Source organism: Faecalibacillus faecis, assembly GCF_003024675.1.
Taxonomy (GTDB): Bacteria; Bacillota_I; Bacilli_A; order Erysipelotrichales; family Coprobacillaceae; genus Faecalibacillus; species Faecalibacillus faecis.
In genome coordinates this window covers 119,340-143,222 of sequence record NZ_PYLP01000004.1, presented here as the reverse complement: position 1 = coordinate 143,222, position 23,883 = coordinate 119,340, and the positions used below count along the sequence as shown (strand labels likewise).

Annotated in this window: 26 protein-coding genes; 1 reads left to right on the top strand and 25 read right to left on the bottom strand. The window is 29.3% G+C overall.

Annotated features, from left to right (window positions below; all coding sequences use genetic code 11):
• Window positions 1–109: 109 nt before the first annotated feature.
• From yqeC to C7U55_RS05370, 18 genes are all read right to left on the bottom strand, one after another.
• Complete coding sequence (gene yqeC, locus C7U55_RS05455; protein WP_106987697.1) at window positions 110–1,495, bottom strand: selenium cofactor biosynthesis protein YqeC; 1,386 nt, start codon at window positions 1,493–1,495, stop codon at window positions 110–112.
• Window positions 1,485–2,609: an aminotransferase class V-fold PLP-dependent enzyme gene (locus tag C7U55_RS05450; RefSeq protein WP_106987696.1), complete on the bottom strand. Its 1,125-nt coding sequence runs from the start codon at window positions 2,607–2,609 to the stop codon at window positions 1,485–1,487. The genes yqeC and C7U55_RS05450 overlap by 11 nt, the downstream gene beginning before the upstream one ends.
• Window positions 2,596–3,405: a selenium-dependent molybdenum cofactor biosynthesis protein YqeB gene (gene yqeB / locus C7U55_RS05445; protein ID WP_106987695.1), complete on the bottom strand. Its 810-nt coding sequence runs from the start codon at window positions 3,403–3,405 to the stop codon at window positions 2,596–2,598. The genes C7U55_RS05450 and yqeB overlap by 14 nt, the downstream gene beginning before the upstream one ends.
• A 7-nt stretch (window positions 3,406–3,412) precedes the next feature.
• Window positions 3,413–3,982, bottom strand: coding sequence for a sulfurtransferase-like selenium metabolism protein YedF (gene yedF / locus C7U55_RS05440; RefSeq protein ID WP_106987694.1), 570 nt, complete (start codon window positions 3,980–3,982; stop codon window positions 3,413–3,415).
• A 9-nt stretch (window positions 3,983–3,991) separates the two neighbouring features.
• Window positions 3,992–5,011 (bottom strand): selenide, water dikinase SelD, encoded by a 1,020-nt coding sequence (gene selD, locus C7U55_RS05435; protein WP_106987693.1) that lies wholly within the window; start codon window positions 5,009–5,011, stop codon window positions 3,992–3,994.
• On the bottom strand, window positions 5,012–5,242 hold the full coding sequence (locus tag C7U55_RS05430; RefSeq protein ID WP_158560160.1) for a DUF3343 domain-containing protein: 231 nt from the start codon (window positions 5,240–5,242) through the stop codon (window positions 5,012–5,014).
• Window positions 5,235–5,585 carry a winged helix-turn-helix domain-containing protein gene (locus tag C7U55_RS05425; protein ID WP_106987691.1) on the bottom strand — a complete coding sequence of 117 codons (351 nt, stop codon included), beginning with the start codon at window positions 5,583–5,585 and terminating at the stop codon, window positions 5,235–5,237. Before C7U55_RS05425 ends, C7U55_RS05430 begins: the two co-directional genes overlap by 8 nt.
• 2 nt (window positions 5,586–5,587) lie before the next feature.
• Window positions 5,588–6,604 (bottom strand): molybdopterin-binding protein, encoded by a 1,017-nt coding sequence (locus C7U55_RS05420; RefSeq protein WP_106987690.1) that lies wholly within the window; start codon window positions 6,602–6,604, stop codon window positions 5,588–5,590.
• 1 nt (window position 6,605) lies between these two features.
• The gene (gene modA, locus C7U55_RS05415; RefSeq protein WP_106987689.1) at window positions 6,606–7,385 is read right to left on the bottom strand and encodes a molybdate ABC transporter substrate-binding protein; all 780 of its coding nucleotides are present in this window, start codon (window positions 7,383–7,385) and stop codon (window positions 6,606–6,608) included.
• Window positions 7,385–8,029: an ATP-binding cassette domain-containing protein gene (locus tag C7U55_RS05410; protein WP_106987688.1), complete on the bottom strand. Its 645-nt coding sequence runs from the start codon at window positions 8,027–8,029 to the stop codon at window positions 7,385–7,387. The genes modA and C7U55_RS05410 overlap by 1 nt, the downstream gene beginning before the upstream one ends.
• The gene (gene modB / locus C7U55_RS05405; protein WP_239985168.1) at window positions 8,030–8,719 is read right to left on the bottom strand and encodes a molybdate ABC transporter permease subunit; all 690 of its coding nucleotides are present in this window, start codon (window positions 8,717–8,719) and stop codon (window positions 8,030–8,032) included.
• Entirely contained in the window at window positions 8,700–9,641 is a 942-nt protein-coding gene (locus C7U55_RS05400) for an MOSC domain-containing protein (RefSeq protein WP_106987686.1), read from the bottom strand. Before C7U55_RS05400 ends, modB begins: the two co-directional genes overlap by 20 nt.
• The gene (moaC, locus tag C7U55_RS05395; RefSeq protein ID WP_106987685.1) at window positions 9,626–10,105 is read right to left on the bottom strand and encodes a cyclic pyranopterin monophosphate synthase MoaC; all 480 of its coding nucleotides are present in this window, start codon (window positions 10,103–10,105) and stop codon (window positions 9,626–9,628) included. Before moaC ends, C7U55_RS05400 begins: the two co-directional genes overlap by 16 nt.
• A gap of 1 nt (window position 10,106) precedes the next feature.
• Complete coding sequence (locus C7U55_RS05390) at window positions 10,107–11,042, bottom strand: GTP 3',8-cyclase MoaA (protein ID WP_106987684.1); 936 nt, start codon at window positions 11,040–11,042, stop codon at window positions 10,107–10,109.
• A gap of 128 nt (window positions 11,043–11,170) precedes the next feature.
• On the bottom strand, window positions 11,171–11,815 hold the full coding sequence (gene pcp / locus C7U55_RS05385; RefSeq protein WP_106987683.1) for a pyroglutamyl-peptidase I: 645 nt from the start codon (window positions 11,813–11,815) through the stop codon (window positions 11,171–11,173).
• An 11-nt stretch (window positions 11,816–11,826) separates the two neighbouring features.
• Entirely contained in the window at window positions 11,827–12,765 is a 939-nt protein-coding gene (locus C7U55_RS05380; protein ID WP_106987682.1) for a DUF979 domain-containing protein, read from the bottom strand.
• Window position 12,766: 1 nt separating this feature from the next.
• Window positions 12,767–13,477, bottom strand: coding sequence for a DUF969 domain-containing protein (locus tag C7U55_RS05375; RefSeq protein ID WP_106987681.1), 711 nt, complete (start codon window positions 13,475–13,477; stop codon window positions 12,767–12,769).
• Between the two features lie 114 nt (window positions 13,478–13,591).
• Window positions 13,592–13,762: a MazG-like family protein gene (locus C7U55_RS05370; RefSeq protein WP_106987680.1), complete on the bottom strand. Its 171-nt coding sequence runs from the start codon at window positions 13,760–13,762 to the stop codon at window positions 13,592–13,594.
• A gap of 303 nt (window positions 13,763–14,065) precedes the next feature.
• On the opposite strand from C7U55_RS05370, the gene C7U55_RS05365 reads away from it, so the two are divergent.
• Entirely contained in the window at window positions 14,066–14,968 is a 903-nt protein-coding gene (locus C7U55_RS05365) for a DUF1566 domain-containing protein (protein WP_146139610.1), read from the top strand.
• Between the two features lie 149 nt (window positions 14,969–15,117).
• On the opposite strand, the gene C7U55_RS05360 is transcribed toward C7U55_RS05365, so the two are convergent.
• The 7 genes from C7U55_RS05360 to C7U55_RS05335 form a co-directional block, all read right to left on the bottom strand.
• The gene (locus C7U55_RS05360) at window positions 15,118–15,669 is read right to left on the bottom strand and encodes a hypothetical protein (RefSeq protein ID WP_106987678.1); all 552 of its coding nucleotides are present in this window, start codon (window positions 15,667–15,669) and stop codon (window positions 15,118–15,120) included.
• Between the two features lie 56 nt (window positions 15,670–15,725).
• Complete coding sequence (locus C7U55_RS05355; protein ID WP_106987677.1) at window positions 15,726–17,813, bottom strand: hypothetical protein; 2,088 nt, start codon at window positions 17,811–17,813, stop codon at window positions 15,726–15,728.
• 43 nt (window positions 17,814–17,856) lie between these two features.
• A complete protein-coding gene (locus tag C7U55_RS05350) occupies window positions 17,857–20,178 on the bottom strand; it encodes a tyrosine-type recombinase/integrase (protein WP_106987676.1) in 2,322 nt (773 codons plus the stop codon).
• Window positions 20,179–20,273: 95 nt separating this feature from the next.
• The gene (locus C7U55_RS05345; protein ID WP_106987675.1) at window positions 20,274–21,713 is read right to left on the bottom strand and encodes a tyrosine-type recombinase/integrase; all 1,440 of its coding nucleotides are present in this window, start codon (window positions 21,711–21,713) and stop codon (window positions 20,274–20,276) included.
• Window positions 21,700–21,873 (bottom strand): hypothetical protein, encoded by a 174-nt coding sequence (locus C7U55_RS13525; protein ID WP_155522377.1) that lies wholly within the window; start codon window positions 21,871–21,873, stop codon window positions 21,700–21,702. The genes C7U55_RS05345 and C7U55_RS13525 overlap by 14 nt, the downstream gene beginning before the upstream one ends.
• A 474-nt stretch (window positions 21,874–22,347) precedes the next feature.
• Window positions 22,348–22,908, bottom strand: coding sequence for an RNA 2'-phosphotransferase (locus C7U55_RS05340; RefSeq protein ID WP_204638403.1), 561 nt, complete (start codon window positions 22,906–22,908; stop codon window positions 22,348–22,350).
• A gap of 524 nt (window positions 22,909–23,432) precedes the next feature.
• A complete protein-coding gene (locus C7U55_RS05335; protein WP_106987674.1) occupies window positions 23,433–23,834 on the bottom strand; it encodes a hypothetical protein in 402 nt (133 codons plus the stop codon).
• Between the last annotated feature and the right edge of the window lie 49 nt (window positions 23,835–23,883).

Sequence of the window (23,883 nt, the reverse complement as noted above, 5' to 3'; positions counted from 1 at the left end):
TCTCTCCCTCATATTAAATTAACCTTCTAGAAACAAGAAAATTGTAGCATAACTCTTTTTTTTCATCAAGATACTACAAAAAAATAGATTTATAGACATAAAAAAGCAGCTAATGCTGCTTTATAGGAAGAAATAACACATCATTACTTCCTCCACAAATCATTCCTAAATTGGCACTTTCGCTATTATTTAATTCATAATGTTTCATCATTACCTTTTGACAATTCTTAGCATCTAAAATAGCTTGATATTCTTCCCTGCCCCCACCAATAGAACCAACAAGTTCTTTTTCATTTACAAACATCATACTACCAACCGTACGTGGTGTTGATCCTTTTTTATCAATAATAATACATAAAACACCATCACCTTGTACTTCTAATAAGTCATTTGTTATACTTGAATATTGATGTTCATTTTTAACAGCAATAATTTCAGACATGATACTGACGGCAATCTCTGCAGGGGTTACTGCTTTTATTGGCAGTCCAATAGGCGCATGTACTTTATCAAGTTCAACTTGTTGATATCCTTCTTCTAGTAAAGCATCATAGGTTTGTCTAACTTTCTTTTTGCTTCCAATCATTCCTACATAAAGACTTTGTAGAAAAAGTGTCTTTTTTAAACACAAACGATCATCTTTATGTCCTCTTGTCACAATGACATAACATGTATTTGTTTCCTTAGGAAAATAGGAATCAGCTTTATCAAAAGAAACACAATGAATTTCATTTGCTTCTGGAAATAATTCTTTACATGCAAATTCTTTTCTTTCATCAATAACAATCGTATAGAAATCCAACATAGAAGCAAGTTTATTTACATATTGACTCACATGTCCTGCACCCAAAATAACAAGTTTCGGTTGTGGCAAGAACCATTCTTCATTAATAAGTGTTACCTCTTTTTGATCTTCTAATAACGAAGCTAGTGCTTTTTCATAAAGTGAACTTGCTTCGTTTACTTGAATTTTAATGGGAACATTATATTTATCAATTTTTTTTAAATAGATGTTGATAAGTTGTTGAATAAAAAGACTATCTACTCTTTGATTTCCATCAACTTTCATTTCTTGATAACCATGAACGACATCTTGAACAGGTTTTCCAAGTCCCTTTAAAGAAGTAATTAAAATAATTTCATTACTGTCTTTGTCTACAACAGGTTCATGATTTCTTGGATATTTTAAAGGTAATCCATGAGAACCATCAGCTTCAATTAAAATTACATCTATTTCTTTTTTTAATTTTTCTAATACTTCATCATCCAAAGCTTTAATTTTTTGATTTTTGGCTTTGCTACCTGCATGTACGTAGCCATGCTTTTTAATTTCATTTATAATTTCTTCATAACTCGGATCGACTAGTGTATTTTCTTCAATTTTCATATGAGTAGAAGTTGTCATTAAAACACTCTTACCTTCTTTTAAATATTGATCTTTTAACTGTTTTATTTTTGTTGTCTTTCCACCCGAACCAATAACACTAATTATCATAATTACCCTCACTAATTTCTTGAATTGCTTTGATGAAAAATTGTATTTCTTCTTTTGTATTCATAAATGAAAGTGATGTTCTTACGATTCCACTTTTCACTGTATTGAGATGTTGATGCATCAAAGGTGCACAATGAGTACCGCAACGAATTGCAATATCATATTTATTATTTAAAAGATCTGCCACTTGAAAACTATCCATTCCTTGTATATTAAATGCAAGAATTGGTGTTCTTTCTTTGAAATCGCCATACAAAACAACTTGTGGAATATTTTTTAAACCATCATATAAAAGTTCAACTAATTCATTTGTGTATTTTGATTTTTCATCATGATATTTCATTAAATAAAAAACACCTGCCTTTAAAGAAGCAATTCCTGTCATATTACGTGTTCCCGCTTCAACATGTTCAGGGTAGTAATCACTTTGAAAATGATTAAAAGAGTCCATTCCTGTTCCACCACTTATTAAAGGTTCCATTTCTATAGATTGAGCTAAACAAAAACCACCAACTCCACTATTTCCAAGCAACCCTTTATGACCACTAAAACATAAAATATCTAAATTCATCTTTTCCATATCAATTAGAAGATGTCCCGCACTTTGGGCAATATCACTCATCATTAAAATACCATGTTCGTGCGCTAGTTTTCCAATTTCAGCAATTGGATAAATTTCACCCGTTACATTAGAGCTATGTGTTACAATAATCATTTTTGTCTTTTTTTGAAGATGTTTTTTAATATTCTCTACTGTGGGTGAGGTAATAGATAACGTAATAATATTTGCTTTTTCTAATTGATAAAGTGGTCTTAAAACACTGTTATGTTCAGCGTAGGTCGTAATCACATGATCTCCTTTTTTGAGAATACCTTTAATACATGTATTGATACTTTCTGTATTTCCACTATTTAAAACCACACATCCATCTTGAGGCACATGAAAATATTCTTTAATAAGTTTGCGTGTTTGATAAATCAAACGACTCGCATTTAAACTTGTCACACTGGTAGAACGATTCGCATTGGTGCAATGATTCATACAATCAATTACTGCATCTTGAACTTCTTTAATTTTAGGAAAACTGGTTGCTGCTTGATCAAGATAAATCATTTCTATGTCCTCTTAAATAAAAGATAGCTTCAATGACACCACCAGCAATGCAGCGTGCTTTATCGGAAATCGTAAAACAATTTTCATATTCATCTTCACGTGGATCAATATCTGCTATTTTAAAACCTTGAGTGACTACAAAGCCTTCTTTAATCAAGCCGCGAAGTAATCCATCCATTGTCGCATAAATCGGTGTTTGATCAACGTAAGCAATCACTTCACCTTTTTTAACAATATCTGTTAAATGCCTTACATGTTTTACAGTTCCTGCGCCAGGGGAATGAATAACACGTTCTTTTCCATAACCTTTAATGACACCTGGTACACCTGTATTTTTTAAAGCAGCTCCTTGATAAATCGTTCTTCCAAGTTTATGCCCTCGCATCGTTTCAATAACAACATCAACATCTTTACCTGCCATAAATCCCGGACCTAAAGCAATGGTAATTGGAGCCATCTCTTTTGTTGTTCCTAAATTCTTTTTGGCAAGAATGGCATCAACAACAACCTCTGGCTTGAAATAATCAATGGATTTAGCCTCTGGATCAACCAATAACGTCACTTTATTTTCCATTAAAAATTGTTTTGCTTCATCATAGTCATGTGCTAGATAACAAGTGACATCTTCTACTTGTTTTTGCGTATCATAAATAGCTTCACAAAAAGCAACATTTCTTCGAATGGCACTTGGTTTTTCAATTTCTAAAATCAAGACCTTAAATCCACATTTAAAAAGTTTATAAATGGTCCCTGTAGCAATATCGCCACCACCTCTTACAATAACTAGATCTTTCATTTATCTTTTATGGCTTAATAACTTTTTCAGCCTTCTCCATTCTTTCAACAATATCATACATATTTGTGACAGCTCCTACTTGTAATAATTCTTTACGGTTAAAGAAATCGAGACATGTTCCACAACTTACAATATCAACACCTTGACTTTCAAGATATTTTAAATCATTTAAAATATCTCCCTCATTTGTAGTAAGGAAAATACCTTCATTATAAAAAATCATTTCTTTAGGTAATTGATCTTGTTTTGTAAGTGCAAAGATAAATGATTTCATTAAAACAACACCAAGTTCTTCATTGCTTCCCATTGTTTTACTTGAAATAACAACAACATCTCCACTTTTTTCATTAAAATCTAATTCTTCATCAATACCTTCTTTAGCAATAATTGCATAAAAATCATCTCCGTCATCACCTGTAACAATTTGATAATGTCTTACTCCTGCAAATTTTGTTAAATTTTCAATCGCAATCTCATTATCAACAAGTACTTTTACTTTATCAATTTCTTTTAATAATTCCTTTGTTTTTACAACTGGTAATGGACATTCAAGTCCTCGAACATCTAAAATTTCCATAATAATCTCCTAACGTACATAAATATCAAATTGATTTTTTTCAACGATTCTACCAATCACATAACAAGCAAGCCCTGCTTGGTTAAAATCATTTAAAATATTTTCTAAATCGTCACTTGCAACACTGGCAAGAAGTCCTCCACTTGTTTGTGGATCATAAAGAATTTCTTCTAAAACAAAGTTTTCCTCATCAAAACAAACTTTATTTTTCATTGCATTGCGATTATGCTGTCCGCCTCCACTTAAATAAAATTCATTAACATAATAAGGGCAATCCTTAAAATAGGGAATACTTTTCTTATCTAAAAATGCACTTGCCTTTTCATCTAGCATTTCATCTAAATGAACAAGTAAACCAAAACCAGTGACATCCGTTAAAGCATGAAGTGTATATTTATTTAAAACATCGAATGCATATTTATTAAGTGTTGTCATGCTCTTAAAAACCTCATCAAGTATTTCTTGACGTGCATCATTTAAACGATAAGCATTTAATGTCAATCCTACTCCTAATTTTTTAGTAAGAATTAATGTATCTCCCACTTGTACTCCATTATTTTGAATCATTTTACTTGGATCTACTATTCCAGTAACACTTAAGCCATATTTTGTTGATTCATCTTTGATGGAATGACCACCTGATAAAACAACTTTAGCTTCTTTTAGTTTATCATTTCCACCTTCAATGATTTTTCCTAAAATATTTAAATCATCTTGATCGTTAAAACAAACGATATTTAAAGCTGTCAAAGGGGTTCCACCCATAGCATAAACATCACTTAAAGCATTCGTTGCTGCAATTTGTCCAAATAAATAAGGATCTTCTACCATTGGTGGAAAGAAATCAAGTGTTGAAACAATGGCTTGATGTTCATTTATTTGATAAACAGAGGCATCGTCATGACTATCAAAGCCAACAAGTAAATTAGAATTGGGATATTTAGCGATTTTTTCTAAAATATGAGTTAATTTTTTAGCGCCTAATTTAGCACTACAGCCACCACTTTTACAATAAAGCTTTTCTTTCATTTAAAACACAACCTTTACTATTTTTTCATAATGAATTTGATTTTCTTCAAGAAAAATCTTCCACTTTTCCATTTCTTTATTTTGACAAGAAAAACACATGCCACATCCTGCATCAATAACAGATGGTTTAGGAATTAAACGTCCTTTCATAGAAGCTGTTTGTTTAGCGTCTAAATCCATTGCATCATCTAATGAATGAAAAGTAATAATTAAATATTCCTGTTTATTCATCTTCAAAAATCTCCTTAAACCGAATCTTCGCATATTCATTCATTTCTTGAATAAATTTTTCATACTTTTCTAACAATTCTTCGCCTTCTTGAGTAAGTTTACTACCACCACCATCTTTACCACCACTAATACGTTCAACAAGAGGCATGTCTAAATCCTCTTCCGCTCTTTTTAAAATTTTCCATGCCTTTGAATTTGACATTTTCATAGCTTTGTAAGCTCCTGATAAAGAACCAAAACTTTGCGTTTTTTTCATCAGTTCATAAACACCTTTACCAAAGCTTTTTTCTTGGTTATAAAGACGAATCTTTAAATCAAATTTCTGTGGATTTTTATAAGTCATTTTTATCCTTTCGAAAGTCCACAATTTGGAAAAGTACAAACAGGACAATTTAAACAAAGTCCTCCTTCACCAAGCAAAGCAAGTTCGTCACTGGTAATTAAATCTTTAGCAAGAAGTCTTGGTAAAACAACATCAAAGATTGTTCGACGTGAATACATGACACATCCTGGTAATCCAACAATTGGAACATCACCTTTATAACTTAATAAAAACATTGCTCCAGGGAGAACAGGTGCACCATAGCTTATTATTTTTGCACCTGTGTTTTTTATCGCCAGTGGTGTTTTATCATCAGGATCAACAGACATTCCTCCTGTGCATAAAACAAGATCCACTCCTTGTTTTAAAGCTTCATTGATTTTACTGGTTGTCATTTCATGGTCATCTAATGATAAACTATGGTAAGTAACTTCTACCCCGTATTCTTTTAATTTTTCTACGATGACTGGCGTAAATGTATCTTTAATTCTCCCTTTATAAACCTCTGAACCTGTAGTAATAATTCCTGCTGTTTTTATTTGATAAGGCATGATTTTTAAAATAGGTTTTTGAACTTTTTCTTGGATTTGTTGCATCTTTTCTTTTTCAATAACGAGTGGAATAATACGCATACCTGCAAGTTTATCTCCTTTTTTTACAGGTACATTTCCTTGTCTTGTCGCAATCATCATTTTTCCAAAAGAATTGACCTTAAAAAGTTCTTCTCGATTTACTTTAAACAATCCATCAATTGTACTTGTAAGTTCAATCTTTCCTTCACTAATAGCGCTTTTTTTCATATATTCATTGAAACAAAGATTACATAATATTTCTGCTGCATCATTTTCATGTATCATTGTTTCATCTTTTTCAAAAACATAAAGATGTTCTTTCCCTAAATTCAATAATACTTCAATATCTTCTTCTTTAATAATATGGCCCTTTTTAAAACGTGACCCTTTTCTTTGGTCTTTTACAATTTCTGTGATATCATGGCAGAGAACACTACCTATGGCATCTTCTGTTTTAATTTCTTTCATGTTATTTATTAACAGTAAATCCGTAATTTTCAAATTGTTTTAAAGAAGATTTCTTTTGAATGAATTTTATGAATTTTTCAGTTTCATCACTATGTTTTGTTTTTGCAAGTTTTGCAACTGGGTAAATAATAGGTTCATCTAATAAACTATTTTCACATGTTGCAAGGACTTTTACATCTTTACTGCTTTTAGCATCTGTTGAATAAGCAATACCTACTTCACTTGAAGACGAAGCAACCCAGTTTAATACTTCAGTGACATTTCCCCCTAAACTATATTTTGAACTTAAAGCATCATAGAGCCCTAAATGAGTTAATGCCATTTTTGCATATTGACCAGCAGGTACAACTTCAGGATTTCCAATCGCAATTGTTTCTGCTTTTGCGATATTAACAAAATCTTTTACTTCTGTTGTTGTTTGTTTACCAGTAATTAAAACAAGTTTATTTTCTAATAAATCAACAACATCCTTTTTATTGATGTATTTTTCATCAACAAGAGCATCCATTTGTTTTGTTGCTGCAGAAAAGAAAACATCTGCCTTTAATCCTTGTTCAATTTGAATTTGTAATTTACCACTTGAATCATAAACACCTTGAACTTTGATATTTGGATTTTCTTTTTCAAATTCAGGAATAAGTTTGTCTTCAAACGTATTTTCCAAACTTGCTGCAGCAGCAAGGGTCAATGTTGCTTCTTCTTGTTGATCTTGAGTTGACGAACAACCACATAAAGTAACAATCATTAATAAGCTACACATTAAACTTAATAACTTTTTCATTATTCCAATCTCCCTCTTTTTATTTTTAATTTATTATCACACATCATTTCCATTTCCTTTAGACTATGTGTTACAAACAGACATTTCTTTTGATATTCAATTAATTTTTTCTTTGTTTCATTTAAAAGTATTTCCTTTAATGATTCATCTAAGGCACTAAAGGGTTCATCTAATAAAACAAGATTTGTATCATAAACAAGTAACCGCGCTAAAGCAACGCGTTGTTTTTGTCCTCCTGAAAGCTGACGAGGATATCTTTTTTGTAAATCACCTATTTGAAAGTCTTTCATGATTTGTTGAACTTTTTCTTTAATCACTTGTTTATCTTCATGATGCGCTTTTAAAGGAGCAGCAATGTTTTGATAAACATTCATATGATCAAATAATGCGTAATTTTGAAACATGTATCCTATTTTTCTTTTTTGTGGGGAAATATTAATTTTTAAATCACTGTCAAATAAAACTTCATCATCTAAAACAATACGTCCTGCATCCGGTGTCATAATTCCAGCAATACATTTTAAAACCATACTTTTTCCACTTCCACTTGGTCCCATTAAACCAAGGCGGTCTTCATGACTTTCAAAACAGACATCTAAATCGTATTCTGACAATTTTTTAAAGATTACAACTTCTAATTTCATCTAAAAACTCCTTTTTTTCTTAATAGAGTATTGATAAACATTGACACCAACAACAGCTATCAAACAAATAACAACGATAATAAAAACATAAACACCTGCATTATCGTAATTTCCTGACATGACTTCACTATAGACCGCTAAAGGTAAAGTTCTTGTTTTTCCAACTATATTTCCTGCAAGCATAGCCGTTGCTCCAAATTCCCCTAAACCTCTTGCAAAAGATAGAACACCCCCACTAATAATCCCTGGCATAGCTTCAGGTAAAATGACTGTAAAGAAAATGCGTTTTTCTGACATTCCCAGTGTTCTTCCTGCGTCAATTAAATCATGATCTATTTGTTCCATGGCCGCTTTGGCACTACGATACATTAAAGGAAAAGAAATCACGACAGCAGCAATAACTGTTGCTGAAAAACTAAAAGCAATTTTATAATGAAAAACATGAAGAAAAAGTTTTCCAATAGGTTGATTAACCCCAAAGATCATTAGTAAGAAAAATCCCATAACTGTTGGTGGTAAAACAAGAGGCATGGTAAAAATACCGTCTAAAATAATTTTCGTTAAATCATGTTTTCTATTCAACGTCCATTTTGCAAGAAATAAACCTAAAAAGAAAGTAATGATAATTGTAATAATTGCTGTTTTTAAAGAAATATAAAGAGGTGATAAATCAACCATCTTTTCGAGCACAATTATGTGCCTCTCCTTTTAAAATTTCTAAACCATGTTTTAAAGGATCAATAATAATATCTAAACTTTCTTTGACAGCTTTTAAACTTCCTGGCAAATTAATAATCAACGTTTGATTTCTTAAAACAGATACGCCTCTTGAAAGCATGGCACGATTGGTATATTTCATTGATTCATAGCGAATTGCTTCACTGATGCCTGGTACATTTCGTGTCGCTACTTTTAGTGTAGCTTCTGGTGTGACATCTCGCATACTTAACCCTGTTCCACCAGTAGTAATAATCAAATCATTATGACAACGATCAGATAAATTAATCAATGCTTGTTCAATTAAAACTTGTTCGTCAGGTAAGATTTCATAAGAAGTGACATAATAGCCTCTTTTTTTAAAATAATCTTGAATGTAAGACCCACTTAAATCTTCTCTTAAACCCTGACTACCTTTATCAGAAAGTGTTAAAATCGCAACACGTAAACGTTTATCTCTTTCTTTTAAAACTTCAACTGAGTCATTCAACTGAATTGTTCCTCCTTTTAAAACACGTGAAAATAAGCCATTTGTGGGCATAATACATTTTCCTACTTGATGGTAAATGGCACAGTGATCATGGCAGCTTTTTCCTAGTTGAGTAATTTCAAGGATAACATCACCAATTTTAAGACAGGTTCCTATTTCAATTTCATTAAAATCAATTCCTGAAATAAGTAAATTTTCACCAAAGGAACCATCTTCAACAGTAGAAACCATTTGTTTAAACGCTTCTCTTGTTTCATAAGATAACAAGGAAACCTGACGATGCCAAGAACCCGCATGTGCATCATTTTTAAAGCCGTAATTTTCAATAACTTCGATTTTTTCAACAGGTATTTTTGCTGTACCTTTTTTTTTACTTAAACAAATTGCTTTTACTTTTCCTGCCACTTAAAGTCACCACTCTTTCCACCACTTTTACTAACTAAATGAATATTTTTAATTTCCATTTCTTTACTAACAGCCTTTGACATATCATAAATCGTAAGCAAAGTTGCACTCACGCCATGAAGTGCTTCCATTTCAACCCCAGTTTTTCCTAGACATGTAACTTTACAATAAGTTTCAATCACTTCTTTTTCATGATTGATATTAAAGTCCACTGTAATCTTGCTTAAAAGTAAAGGATGACATAAAGGAATAATATCACTGGTTTTCTTTACTGCCATAATTCCAGCAATTCTTGCCACTGAAAGAACATCACCTTTTTTCATTTGATGATTTTCAATTTTCTCAAGTATTTCTTTACCAACATAAATTTCACCAGAAGCAAGAGCACTTCTTTGAGTGGTGTCTTTTGAAGATACATCTATCATAATAGCATTTCCATTTTCATCAAAGTGTGTAAAATCCATATTATCCTCCTATTTCATTCATTCTTGTATAAGAAATATCTTCTTCAAAATGATGTTCTTTTGGTTTTAATTCAATTGCTTTTTCAAGATGTAAACGCAATTGTTTTTCATTATTAAGATACGGCTTCAAATCATACATTTCTTCATAAAACAAACAGGGCTTGATCTTTCCTGTACTTGTTAAACGAAGACGATTACATTGATGACAAAACTTATAATGTAATGCTTCAATAAAACCAATATAACCAGCATAACCTTCTATTGTATAATAATGCGCTGGGCCATTTCCTAATTTATCTAGACATTCTTGAATTGGATATTCCTTTAAATACTTTATAACATCTCTTATTTTTTGATTTCGTTGTTCTCTATTTAAAGGCATGAGTTCAATAAAACGTACTGCTATTTTTTTATCTTTAATCAATTCCAATAGATCATTCAAACGCTTTAAATGAAAGGTATCATCCAGCACACAATTTATTTTTACAGGAATTTTAAGTTGATAAGCATAAAACAAATTATCTAAAACTGTTTCTAAACAATCTTGTCTCGTCAATAAAAAATATTCTCTTAAATCTAATGTATCTATTGAAAAATTAATACCATCTATTCCTATTTCTTTTAAACAATCTAAATCTTTTTTAGTAAATAAAGAACCATTCGTCGTTAAAGTTACTTCGACCTCTCTTTTCTTTAATTCTTTAATAAAGAAAAGATAATCTTTTCTAATTGTTGGTTCCCCACCTGTAATTTTAAATTTATTAATTCCTAATTGGATAGCTTGATCAACAATGAGTAGTAATTGTTCATAAGATAAAATATCTTGATGTTTTAATTTTCGTGAATGATCACTTTTACAATAAGCACATTGAAAATGACAACAATCTGTAATGGAAATACGCATATAATCTATTTTTCTTTGATATGAATCTAACATAGGCCCTCCGTTATTTTCAAATGAGAATAACCCTATAAATAATTTAATAGATTATCTTTCAAATTTCAACAAAATATTTCAGACAAAATAAAAAAACTAGAATTATTTCTAACCCTAGTTTTTGATAACTAATGTGTATGCCCTTCAACAGCAACAATATCTTTTGGATTTTCAGCAATTGCTTTACAAGCAGCTTCAATTCCTTTAACAATTGTATCAAGTGATAAACTTGGTGCATTCGTTGGTCGATTAACAACTTGGCTTGTAATAAATGGTACATGCATAAATCCTCCACACATTGATGGATATTTTTTAGCAATTGTATAAAGAACACCATACATTAGATGATTACATACATAAGTTCCTGCCGAATTGGAAACACTTGCAGGAATATCTGCTTTTCTAATTTCAGCAACCATTGCTTTGATTGGTAAAGATGAAAAATAAGCATTTTCTCCATCTTCAAAGATAGGTCCATTTAATGGTTGATTTCCTTCATTATCAGGAATACGTGCATCATTAATATTGATAGCAACTCTTTCTGGTGTTAAGTCAAATCTACCACCTGCTTGTCCAATACATAAAACGACATCAGGATGTTCTTTTTCAATAGCATTTGTAACTGTATCAATTGATTTATAGAAAACAGTTGGTACTTCTAATTTAACGATTTCAAGATCACCAATTTTGTCTTGAACACGTTTGACAGCTTCTAAAGCTGGATTGATTTTTTCTCCTCCAAAAGGATCAAATGCAGTTAATAATAATTTCATTTCATTTCCTCCTAGAAAGCTAATACATACATTAAAACAATGTGTATTGCTAACATAATTAACGCAACTGGTAATTGTGAAATTATTATAGCATATTTACTCTTCGTTTCCAATAAAGCCGCTGGCATAATATTGAAGTTTGCAGCCATTGGTGTCATTAATGTACCACAATATCCTGCAGTTAAACCTAAAGCACCAACAACAACTGGATTAGCACCTTGAGCGATTAAGAATGGATAACCAATACCCACGGTAATAACTGCAAAGGCCGCAAAACCATTACCCATAATCATTGTAAATAAAGCCATACCAATACAATAAACAGCAACGGCAATAAAATGATTTCCTTCAGGAATAATAGCGCCTACTCCTGCAGCAATAACAGCACCTACTCCAGCAGCTGTAAATAATGAACCTAAAGCTGCTAAAACTTGTGGTAGGATACCTGTTGTTCCTACGTTATCTGTTAAACGAATACCATCCTTAAATGGTAAAGAAAATTTAGGTTTGAAAATAAAGTAAGCAACAATTAAACCAACAATAGCACTAATACCAATGGCATTGTTTGCTCCTAAATTTGTAAAGAATGTTGCAACAACAACTGCTGATAAAGCTAAAACAACAGGTGGAATAAATGATTTATATCCATATTTATCTGCGTTTTCTCTTGTCTCTTTAGCAGTAGGAATATTCATTGCTGCTGGTTGTACTAAACCAGTAGCAGTTAAGATAGCTAAAACAATAATACATGCCCCTGTAATCCATGTAGGAATATAAGGTCCAACAATGAAAGTAATAGCTAAAATAAACCAAAAGATTGCTGTTGTTATTCGTTTTTCAACTTCTTTATTTTTTAAAGCACTGACACCCGTAAAAGCAAAAATAAGTCCAATAATACAATAGAAAACTTCTGCTAAAATTGTACTTGTATTCCAATCTATTTCTAACATACTATTTTTCTCCTCCTTGCTTTTTACTAAAACGTTTCTTTAATTTACGATCATACCATAAAGCATAACCAATACCCACAATAACTGAAATAACAGCGATTGGAATTGAATTTAAAGCAATTTGATTAGCAGTTACTTCTTGAGCAATATTGTGTGATTTGAAGATTTCATTTAAAGTCGAAACAATTAATAAAGTTCCTGATGAACCCATGAAACAGTTTTGAGCAAAGAAATTCCCATAGTTTTCTGTTCCTGCTGCCAGCCCCTTAATTTCATCTTCAGTTTTTTCATCAATTTCTCCATATTTAGCAATCGCACATGCTTGTGCCATTGGGTTGATTAAAGGACGGATAAATTGTGGATGTCCTCCAATACGTAATGAAAATGCTGAAGCAATTGTACGAATGACTTGCCAAATTGATAATAAACGACCTGTTGTCGCACTCTTGATACCTCTGATAAAATCAACAGCTTTATCACGAAGTCCCATACGTTCACATATACCAATAACTGGTAATGTTAAAATAAATAATGTTGCAGTACGGTTTGTAAGGAAAGCAGCTCCAAGTGTTGATAAAATATCCATAATAGACATTCCACCAACTAAACCAGTAACGATACCTGCAACAACTACAGTAGCTAATGTATCAAATTTTAAGGCAAAACCAATGATAACAATAACTATCCCGATAAGTTTGATAGCGTCTCCCATTATAAAATTCCTCCTTAGTGACTGTAAAATTATATACTGAATTCAGCTTTTATGCAAATTCATTCCTTATATCGAAAAAAAACGGAATTACATCCGTTTTTCTTTGTTACATATTTATTTACTTTTGCACTTTTCAACAGGATATTTCTTTTCATTCATTGCCATTTTCATATCAACAATTTCATCAACATCTAAATTAAGTTTATCTAACAAATCTTGGCTATAAATAATGACATCTGCTAACTCTTCTTTAACATGTTGTAAATCAAAGTTTTCTTTTATCATTACTTTTGAAAATGTCTAAATATTTTCTATGTTTAAATACTAATAAATAATACACTTATAAAAGTATGTCTAATTATTACTTTTATATATTACACATTTATGATAAAACTTTATCATTTATAACTTAATAAAGTACCTTCCAAAGATTCATTCACAGCTATCTTAATACATATTAATATCTATATATTCTATAACCTCCTTTACAAATTTTGATATGCTATTTTTATAGCCTTATATAATAAGGAGGAATTTGGTAATTATATGAGAAAAATATTTAACGAATATGGTGGATGGATAATTGCTGTGTTTGTAATTGCTGTTCTTCTTTTATTAGTTGGCGGTATAAAAAGTATTGATGATAATGGTAAAGTAAAAGGAACAGGGCTTATAGCTACTGTTGGTAATGCTTATTCAGATGCTATTGATAAATTCAAAAATCATTATGATGATGCAACGGCTATCAAATCTGGTCCAAATGGAGAACCATTGGTTTCTACAATAGAATCACAAGTAGGTAAATATGCAGATATTGATGGTGATGGTACCGTGGATGGAATTATATTTGCAGACTTGCTTTTTGGCGGGAGTGGTATTTGGAACGATTATGATGTAACTGTTTCGTGGGCAAATACACACGGAACATATGTAATTCCAACTATCGATAAAAAAGACAGTAAGACATATTATGTTAGTCAAAAAAAATATAATAACAAGCTTGGAGGAACTGCTGATGTTTTAACTCCAATCGGCGTAGGAGACTCAAGATTCCACATCATGTCGTTAAGCAACTTATCTGGAACTTATGATTGGTATAATGCTGCTTATGGTAAAATGAATGATTATGAAACTGCAACAAGTCGAGAATTTGGAAAAGGTAAAGATAACACAGCTACTATGATTAATAAATGGGAAGCCAAAGCTTATGGCGAACAAAATGCATGCACTGACCACAAAGATATTTGGGGACAAATAAAAGCTCAAGCTAATAACGGATGGTTCGTGCCATCAAGACAAGAGTTGGCAGCATTTGCTGGACAATTAGGTATTACTAAATCAAATTATTCAAGTAAGGGTTTGTCTCGTTTATATTGGTCGTCGTCCCAATTTAATGAAAATCGTATCTATCGTCTAAATTTGGGGGATGGTGCTATGAACTATAATTATGTTAATGACAATCTTTACGTTCGCCTCGCCACATCATTTTAATTGTAAAAATAATAGCAATAGAAAACAAGAAAAAAAGTTAGTGCATTCTATTTACTGAAAAAACACTAACTTTTTTAATATTTCAATATCTTATATTTTTATATCTCATTTTGAAATTTTCTATCCTTACTATATATTACCTTCAATATCTAATTCAATCCACTTTCCTTCTTTTCATTTTCTAGTTTTTTAATATAGATTTTTAATTGCTCAATTTCTTTAAGTAACGAATCACGTTCTTCTTTCATATTCATATATTGAAAATCTCTGTTTTTGAACATATTCAACTCATCATTTAAACGTCTGATTTCATTTGTTTTGTCTTCATTAACTGAAAATACGTTTGTTTTTTGAAACTCTTTATCTCTCAATTCAATATAATCTTTCAAAATTGGATTATTATAAAATGTTTGTCTAGAAATTTCACTTTTTTTTGAAATATTCTTTAATTTCAAATTATTATTCTTTAGCATCTTTTGAGCATTCTTTTGAGTTTCAAAAGTATTAATAATAATGCCTTCTATTTTTTGAAAATGTTCTTTTAGCTTAGGGTTTAAATCATCATAAGTCACACCAATAGTTTCAAGATTTTTTCTTAAATTACGTTCAATTTTTCCAATGTCATTATCATGTTTTTCAATAACATATACTTCAGTTTCTCTATCTTTATTATTTAAAGCTGTATTCATTTTTGATTCCATATTTATTATCCTCTTTTCTATCTTTATTTTCATTTTTAATATTTTATTTAACTTGTTTAATTGACACTGTCACTTTGTAATTTATTTTTCCATTCTTCTGCATCGCGTCTCCATTTAACAGTGTCTATATAATTTTCCATTTCAGGATGCTTTTCAATGACCCAATCAATTGAATGTTTTTTAATAACCTTATCTGTTTCGTCAAGTTGCGGAATCAATGTACTATCAATAAGATAAATCAATTTATTTCTTTCTTTTTGAGAAGCATTTTTCCATCCATTTTCAAGATTATATCGATATGAAGCTTTCAAATCTTCAAACTTTTCAATCGTTTCAGGTAAATTGAAATACATAAAACAATGATAAGGACATACACCTGACGCACATAGATATTTGTCGGCGTGTTCATCAACTCCATAGTGACATTTTCTATCAGGATGTGATTTCATACAAAAACCACCAAATTTTTTAGTAATGCTTACTTCTTCATCAAGGAATTCAATAATATCCTCTATATTATCTTCTATATTATCAAAACTGTATATTCCCTTTTCATTTCTTCTTAAAAAGACTTCCAATTTTTGCTGTAAATCAATTGCTTTACTACCAAGAATGTTACTATTTTGAGTTGAAACTTCATAAATAAGTTCTTTTTTTAAACTGATTTCATTTTGAATATCATCTCTTGGTCTAGCATAATAATTTAACATTGCAGGCTTATGATGTCCTTTTATACTAGCACGGGTTCTTGAATCGACATGATTTACAAAATAGTATGTGCAAGCATAGACACGAAATTGTTTAAAAATTGGAAGACTGATAACATCTTTATCTTTCAATCCGTTTTTTTGAATAGGGTCTTCTCCATCAAACAACATATATTTTTTAGAATATAAAGGATTCGTAGTTCTATTACTGTTTTCATTTTCAAAATCCACAATATTTTTTCCATGAAACTGATTTGCATCAGGAGTATTAATTATTCCCAAATATTTAGAATATTTGATACAAAAACTATGAAGGATTCTTAATAAAGTAGGAGCTGGAATATTTTTTACTACAGAATGTAGTGTTAAATGATTATTAATTAATGTTGCAGGAACTAATAAATCAGTATTATATTTTTCTCTTTCATCTTTTCCTAATTCTACGATTTTATTGAAAACGTCACACATTTTTTTATTTGCATTAGTATTGGCAATATTATAATTTTGATTTTTCCCTCTAGCAGTTTTTGTGATTCTGTAATATAAACTTCCACATTCTTTTCCGTCAAATTCCATCATTTTTAAATCTCCAACACGAAGAATACTTAATTCAGATGCACGCAAACCAGTCTGTGTTTCAATATAAAATAATCCCGCAAGCATCCTAATAACAAAAGGAGTCGGCTTATTATTTTTTTCAGGTTTAATATTTTCTTCACTATTTTTAGTTATGTTATCAATACAGAAGCTTTCATTTAAACAAAGATTATATAAAAGTGTATCTAATTTTTTATAAAAGGGAGTCGGTAATAATTTTGTTTTTCCTGCTTCTTTCATTAGTCTTTCACCTTGACGGTCTCTTTGATTCAACCATTTTGCAACATCCCCTGTATATACCTTTTCAAAGAAAAGACTGTAAAAAGTTAAAAATTGAATAATTGACCCTTTTTCTCTATTGGTAGCTGCAGGACTTACCATACTTACTATTCCCTTATAATCATCAACATTAAGTTGAGAAATATTACTAATATTATTATCCTCCATATACTTAAAAATTTTTATTGGCATAAGGAGTATGCTATTTCTAATATTATTTATATTTTTTTTGCCAAATAAAGTAAAGATATAAAATTTAGTAATAAGTTTTTCATTCTCTTTAAGTTTATAATTGTAGTACTTATTTTCTCTAAAGTTGAAAAAACATTTGCCACTTTTACCTTCAACACGAAGAGATGATAAGTCCCAAATATCGTCATCAAAATTAATGGTAACACCTCTTATAGTAAATACTTTATTTCTTTCGATAACATCTAGAACTCCTTCTTTTGCTTTTGGTAAAAATTGTTCAAAATTCCATTGTACAACGGAATTCCAGCTATCATTGTTTTTATTATTATCATTTAAAATATTTTGATTATTAAAGTCATTTGTTTTCATATATTTTTTCCTCTATTCTTTTATGATTTTTATTGTTTTCTTTTTAAGCTTGTCCATTTAATATTCTTTTTCTCTCGTATAATTTTTCTAAATAACACACACACACTTTTTTTATATTGAAAAGTAATTCCTTTTCATGTTGTATTTTTTCATTTTCTATCTTTTTGTCTATTTCTTGAACCATGTATTCAAAATCAGGAATACAATTTACCGTTGTGACAAATTTCTTACATAATAAACATCTTAAATTTCCTGCCACCATACATTCACCGCTGTCACAATAACCTGCACCTTGCTCTACAGTACGCTCTTTTATTTCTTTTTCTTTATTTCCAATACTTCCACTTAATTCTACATCACCAATTTCTGTATTATAAAAAGTTTGGCAAAACTCTCTAATATCCACTTTATCATAGTTAGCCCAATGTACATCGGCTCTATGCCCAGATAGTGCCTCAATATATTTTATATTATTTTTTTCATTTTCAGATTTTTTATATAGATGTTCTGATAGTGATTGCATATATGAATTTCTTATTCCTGAAAAAGTTAAATATCGGATATTATATTTTTCACATATTTTTTGAAAATACTGTGCTATTACACTTTTACTAATTCTCGAAATTATATTGAAATTTTTTTGTTTGTATATAAACAAGTATTCTTTATCAGCATTCTTTGCTGACTTTCTTATTTCTTTTGTTGCTTCCAAAGCCATATCAAAAAATTTCTTAGTTTTTGGAGAAATATTAATTACTTTTTCTTTTGTTCCACTCGTTTTTGTTGATACCTGAAGTGCATATTCTTTTCCTTGCTCATTATCACTATCAAGTAACATTTTTAATGAATCAACTTTTAAATTAATAATTGAAGATATTCTCATTGAATTAATAATAAAAATATTCATTAAAATATAGTATAAATAATATTCTGTTTTTTTATCTTCACTTGCATTGTCACTTTCTTCTTTAAAAGCATCTATTATATCTTGTAATTCTTTTCTTGTATAACTTTCTTTATAAGCATTTTTTGTTCTGGTATTCATTTTTAAGAGTGCTAGTGCAGCCTTATCAATTTCAACATTCAGCTCACGCTCGATATATCTCAAAAAATAATTTAACATAAACATTCTTGTTTCATATCTTGCTTCTGATTCATTTGCATAGTTAGATTTAATTTCAATTATCATCGCTAATGTAACTGGCGGAATATGATTTTCAGAAATTTCTCCATATTGTCCATCAAAAAAATCATTTAATATATCAGTTAAAAAACTATATGTTTTTTTTCTTGCAGTAATTACATGTGATGTATCAAACCAAAACATTTCTTTAACTATCTGCCTAATATGTTTATTATTAATACATGTAAAATCAATATATTTAATAATTGTATCTTGTCCATTTTGATGAAGTGCCATTTTTTGTGGTTTTAACAAGAAATCATCCTCAAATGGAGGGGTATCATAAATATTATAGTTATATATTTTGACACCTTTTTTTAAATATCTTGACAAATATTCATACTTAAGAGCGATAGCATCATATATACAAAAATTTTTTTCATAAGTTTTTTCATCCATTTTATTTTGAATAAATACATAAAAATCAATGAAACTAACAAATAATATCGAAAGTGCTCTTTCAGATACGTCATTTGATTTAAACCATTCATTTAAATAATTACATTGTTCTAAAAAGGTTTTATCATTAAATGAATCTAGACTAGAAAAATGTTTTACAGGGAAATGATTAAAAATAATTTCCAACATTCTCCCTTGATTAACTACAAATAATTTGTTGTGTTTTCTTTCTTTATTTTGTGTGCATTCATGAATTAAGTCTCTCATAAATTTAGTATTATTTTTTATACAAATCGTTCTAATAGTTGCTTCATTTGAACTTTTAATTACTCCTTTTGAACTAGAAATAACAAAAGAATAAGGATTATAATTTTCATCACAAAATTTTTCATATTTACCATTAACACTTGCTTTTATATAAGTTGAAATATCTTCAATACAATCAAGAATGGCTTCTTTATCTTCATTTTTATATTCTTTACATTTTGCAGTTTCAACTAACACATTAAAAATTAATTCCAAATAAATTCCACATGCATTACCAACCCAATTAAATTGATTAAATAACTTATAAGCAACCTTTTGTATTGTTTTAAAACTCATCATATCAAAGGTAAGATTACAAATTGTATCAATATATAATTTATAAAATTTCCTATTCTTTGAAAGATATTTTATATTTTTATATTCTCTACATGTTTCTGATAACTTGTTATATTCATCATCAAATATTTTCATTAGTTTTTCATCTTTTGTGTATTTTTCATTATCTATCGTTTTCATAATTATTCTCCATTTTTCTTATTTTTTATTTTTTTATTTTATTGTTTTATTATTTTATAATTTGTAATATCCAATCCAGATAAAATCTTTAATAATTAGTTATCATCCTTATCCATTTCATTGTCTTGATTATTCAAAATAAAATTTTCAAGTTCTACTTGTTGATTAATAATTTCTTTTGGTGTTGGATTTATATATACATACAGACTTTGAATTGATTTATGTCTTGTTCTTTTCATTATATAAACCAAATCAGCGTCCGAACGAACTTTATAATCACTTATTAATTTCATTACAAAGCCATGTCTTAGTCGATGCGAAAGATTTACTTTTCTACTTTCAAAATCCACCTGAAGTCCTGCATCCTCGTAAATTTGTCTTAAATGTTTATTCCAAGCACTATACTTTAACAATCCACCTAATTCATTTAGGAATAAATAATGGTTTGTTTTTTTTATTTTCTTAAATTCTCCAACTGCATCTGCAATTGTTTCTTTATATTTAGCGTTTAATTTTTTCTCAGCGTATCTATGGAAACTATCAATATAGTCATTTATTTTTTCATATAGGCCTGCCAAATCTTCTAGAATATAAACTTCTTGATAACCAATATCTTTTTCATAATAAGTTGAAGTTCTATAAGCTGTTTTTTCTTTTACATTTTGAACTGTCTTAGCATTTTGAAAGTTCTTATCTGATACACGATTTCGAATAATGATTTTGCAAAGATTTTCTCCATTATCATTTTGAACAAATTCAAAATCTTCCATAGTTAAACCGAGTACCTCTCCTATTCTCAAACCACCATGAAACATAAGGCAAAGCATGATATCATCTCTCAACTTTGTTGCTTTGATTTTTCGAATTTTATTTCTATTTTTTTTGGTTCTTTTTGGTAATGGCTTTGATTGAGTGATATCCAAAAGATGATTAAATTCTTCTTGTTTAATATATTTCGGTACTTCTTTATACATTTGACTTCCTAACGCATCTGAAATTTCATTTCCAAGATAAACTCTAGGACTAGAATAATTTCTTTCTTTCAATAAATTATCAAATGGTGTAATTTCTTCATAACCAAATATTTGCTTTACACTTTTATATAATGCTTTTATTTCTGATAGGATTATATTTACTGTTTCACTGCTTCTACAAGTTTTTAACTCCATCTTTGTTGTGCCACTTAAAGACGATTTTCCGTACAAGAAAAATACAAATTTTTGTACGTCCCTATAATTAAATTCAGTAAATCTTTTTCCTATAATTTCTTCCCAAACCGTCATTACTTTGAATGCACATCCAAATTTTCTTTGAGTGTTTTCAGAAAGAAAGTTAATCTCGTTATTTAAATATTTATAAACATCTTCATCAAATGTTTTATCCGTATGATAAATAATTGTTTTTCTTTTTCCATCAATATATGTTGAATATTGCTCAACATTAATTACTTTATCCGAAATGATTTGTTCTTTAATAATTTCTTGTACTCTATAGCAAGATTTATTTTTTATTTTGAATTCTTTAATGACTTTCATGTGTTATCACCTCACATGAAGCTGTCGTACCTACTTTTTTATATAGAAAAAACAAGAACTTTTGAAAATCCACTTTACCCTCTTTAACCTTTATAACCTTTTCAGCCTTACAAATAAATTTCTTAATTAAATCCTTAAAACTCACTTTTCTTCTTTTCATATCAATTACCTACTTTCTATTTTTTGCTTAAATAGAATTGATAATTTGAACGCTTTATACATTCAGAAGATTTTACTTCTTCTAAAATATTCAGATTATTTCAGTCATCTTAAATCTATTTTAATTACTTAAACTATTTAAACTGTTTAAAAAGATTTAAGTTTTATACAACTCAGATAAAGTACATATTCTAATGATTTATATGGATGTACTTAATACTCCATCAAATGTTTTAAACATCATGCTTAAATATTTAAATATTCAAACATAATGACAAATGTTGTACTTTTAATAATTTGTTAATAATAATCTGTGTTCAATATTCAATTTTTTTAAAGCAATCATAAATTTCAGTAATTCGTTTTTGATACGAATTATTGTTAGTTTCCAAGAATTTTAATTTTTGAAATTTGTTTAACTTGTTAAATTAGTTAAATTTAAATTTTCAAAAGTTCTTGTTTTTTAACTTCTTATTTAATTCTCGTAAATCTTTTTGATGTATTTTATTGGTACCGATTCGACACACCATACATCATTGTCTGTCACTCCAATGGAATAACCACCTTTATTCATCTGCTTTGAATCAATCTCTAAAACAATTGGTTTTTGATTATGCCATCTCTTTGCTGACTTCCAAGCTTTGTTGATATCCTGCTGCATATGAACTGCATGCCTTTTCATCTTGCTGATACAGCCATCTTTTTTAATTTTTTCATAGGCTTCAGCGGTAGTACCATGATACAAAGTATCAGGAACAACAACATCATAATCAAGTTCAGGCTCAACCCATGGGATTGAATGTCCCTGATTGCATTTGATTTTATCTTTTGCAAATTTGAACCTTTGCTTATCATCAGTTTCAACAATTTCCTGCAATTCATCGAATGTTAAGGAATACTTGCTATATTCATTAACATTATCAATAAGCTGTTGAACATCAACATATCCTTTTTTATCCATGTCTAAATGACACGCTTCAGGATGATGTCGTAACAGATAGGATAAATACTTACCCTTCTTTTCATGCATCCCCATGAGTTTCACCTCCTTAATTTTATTTTACACTTTTTTGATAATTTCTTTTTTTGTGCTTATACATTATCATAAATATTTTTTTAATGCCAGTTATGGCAAATCAAACTGGGATTTTTTTATTTTTTTTGATTTTTCATCAATCTTACTTGGAAATCTATTTCTTCTTTCCACATGATTAGCATACCAAAAAGATATAATCTTCTATACTCGTGGCATCGAAAAATGCACTTTTTTGATATTTTTTTATTTTTCTCTTTTTTTCTCTTATTCTTACCACATGATTAGCGTATCAAAAAAGTGATAGTTTCTATACTCACGGTATTTGCGACACCGTATTATAGGTGTCTAATTTTATACATGATATTTTTTTATTAATAAAAGCTGGCAAAAATCAAAGATTTGATAAGTATTTATTATTTTTTAATAAAAATACCGTATATAAAAAGTGGTTTCTAATCAATTTTCGAATTTCAAACCACTCTTTATTTTTTTTAATAATTTTTTTCTTTTCTATTATTTCAATATTAATATTCCATTTCTTCACTTTCTCCTGTTTCTCTGTCTATTTTGCTTGCTCTTCCAATCAATTCAACCAATTTTTCATTCAATTCATTAATCCCCTTATTATCAAAGGAAAAAACTTTATCTTCTGTTTTGATATCAAATGTAAAATATGTAATTTCTCCCATAAACTTGTTTTCAATTTCTAGAAAATCTTTTTCAAGCTTTTTATAGTAATCAATTATTTTGTCTGACCAATCATCATACATGGATAATTTATCATGCAAATCTCTTATTATCGTTCTTGTTAGATGAACAATTTCGCATGCATATTTTACATACACATTAACATTTTTATCCGAAATTATGGAATCAATAATACAATACTTTAAATCATCATTTTCTGTAATCGTTCTGCTTAGCATAAACATTCCTCCTTATTTCTCCAGCCTTTTATTTTTTTTCTTTAATTCT

Excerpts from the sequence above, each read along its gene's own strand:
- modA (WP_106987689.1), bottom strand. The coding sequence starts at position 7,385 with ATGAAAAAGTTATTAAGTTTAATGTGTAGCTTATTAATGATTGTTACT.
- C7U55_RS05340 (WP_204638403.1), bottom strand. The coding sequence starts at position 22,908 with ATGGGGATGCATGAAAAGAAGGGTAAGTATTTATCCTATCTGTTACGA.
- C7U55_RS05355 (WP_106987677.1), bottom strand. The coding sequence starts at position 17,813 with ATGAAAACAAATGACTTTAATAATCAAAATATTTTAAATGATAATAAT.
- moaC (WP_106987685.1), bottom strand. The coding sequence starts at position 10,105 with ATGGATTTTACACACTTTGATGAAAATGGAAATGCTATTATGATAGAT.
- C7U55_RS05450 (WP_106987696.1), bottom strand. The coding sequence starts at position 2,609 with ATGATTTATCTTGATCAAGCAGCAACCAGTTTTCCTAAAATTAAAGAA.
- selD (WP_106987693.1), bottom strand. The coding sequence starts at position 5,011 with ATGAAAGAAAAGCTTTATTGTAAAAGTGGTGGCTGTAGTGCTAAATTA.
- C7U55_RS05380 (WP_106987682.1), bottom strand. The coding sequence starts at position 12,765 with ATGTTAGAAATAGATTGGAATACAAGTACAATTTTAGCAGAAGTTTTC.
- C7U55_RS05410 (WP_106987688.1), bottom strand. The coding sequence starts at position 8,029 with ATGAAATTAGAAGTTGTAATCTTTAAAAAATTGTCAGAATACGATTTA.
- C7U55_RS05370 (WP_106987680.1), bottom strand. The coding sequence starts at position 13,762 with ATGATAAAAGAAAACTTTGATTTACAACATGTTAAAGAAGAGTTAGCA.
- C7U55_RS05375 (WP_106987681.1), bottom strand. The coding sequence starts at position 13,477 with ATGGGAGACGCTATCAAACTTATCGGGATAGTTATTGTTATCATTGGT.
- C7U55_RS05345 (WP_106987675.1), bottom strand. The coding sequence starts at position 21,713 with ATGAAAGTCATTAAAGAATTCAAAATAAAAAATAAATCTTGCTATAGA.
- C7U55_RS05390 (WP_106987684.1), bottom strand. The coding sequence starts at position 11,042 with ATGTTAGATTCATATCAAAGAAAAATAGATTATATGCGTATTTCCATT.
- yqeB (WP_106987695.1), bottom strand. The coding sequence starts at position 3,405 with ATGAAAGATCTAGTTATTGTAAGAGGTGGTGGCGATATTGCTACAGGG.
- C7U55_RS13525 (WP_155522377.1), bottom strand. The coding sequence starts at position 21,873 with ATGAAAAGAAGAAAAGTGAGTTTTAAGGATTTAATTAAGAAATTTATT.
- C7U55_RS05430 (WP_158560160.1), bottom strand. The coding sequence starts at position 5,242 with ATGAATAAACAGGAATATTTAATTATTACTTTTCATTCATTAGATGAT.
- C7U55_RS05350 (WP_106987676.1), bottom strand. The coding sequence starts at position 20,178 with ATGAAAACGATAGATAATGAAAAATACACAAAAGATGAAAAACTAATG.
- pcp (WP_106987683.1), bottom strand. The coding sequence starts at position 11,815 with ATGAAATTATTATTAACTGCATTTGATCCTTTTGGAGGAGAAAAAATC.
- yqeC (WP_106987697.1), bottom strand. The coding sequence starts at position 1,495 with ATGATAATTAGTGTTATTGGTTCGGGTGGAAAGACAACAAAAATAAAA.
- C7U55_RS05425 (WP_106987691.1), bottom strand. The coding sequence starts at position 5,585 with ATGACTTATAAAAATCCACAGAAATTTGATTTAAAGATTCGTCTTTAT.
- C7U55_RS05420 (WP_106987690.1), bottom strand. The coding sequence starts at position 6,604 with ATGAAAGAAATTAAAACAGAAGATGCCATAGGTAGTGTTCTCTGCCAT.
- C7U55_RS05360 (WP_106987678.1), bottom strand. The coding sequence starts at position 15,669 with ATGGAATCAAAAATGAATACAGCTTTAAATAATAAAGATAGAGAAACT.
- yedF (WP_106987694.1), bottom strand. The coding sequence starts at position 3,982 with ATGGAAATTTTAGATGTTCGAGGACTTGAATGTCCATTACCAGTTGTA.
- C7U55_RS05335 (WP_106987674.1), bottom strand. The coding sequence starts at position 23,834 with ATGCTAAGCAGAACGATTACAGAAAATGATGATTTAAAGTATTGTATT.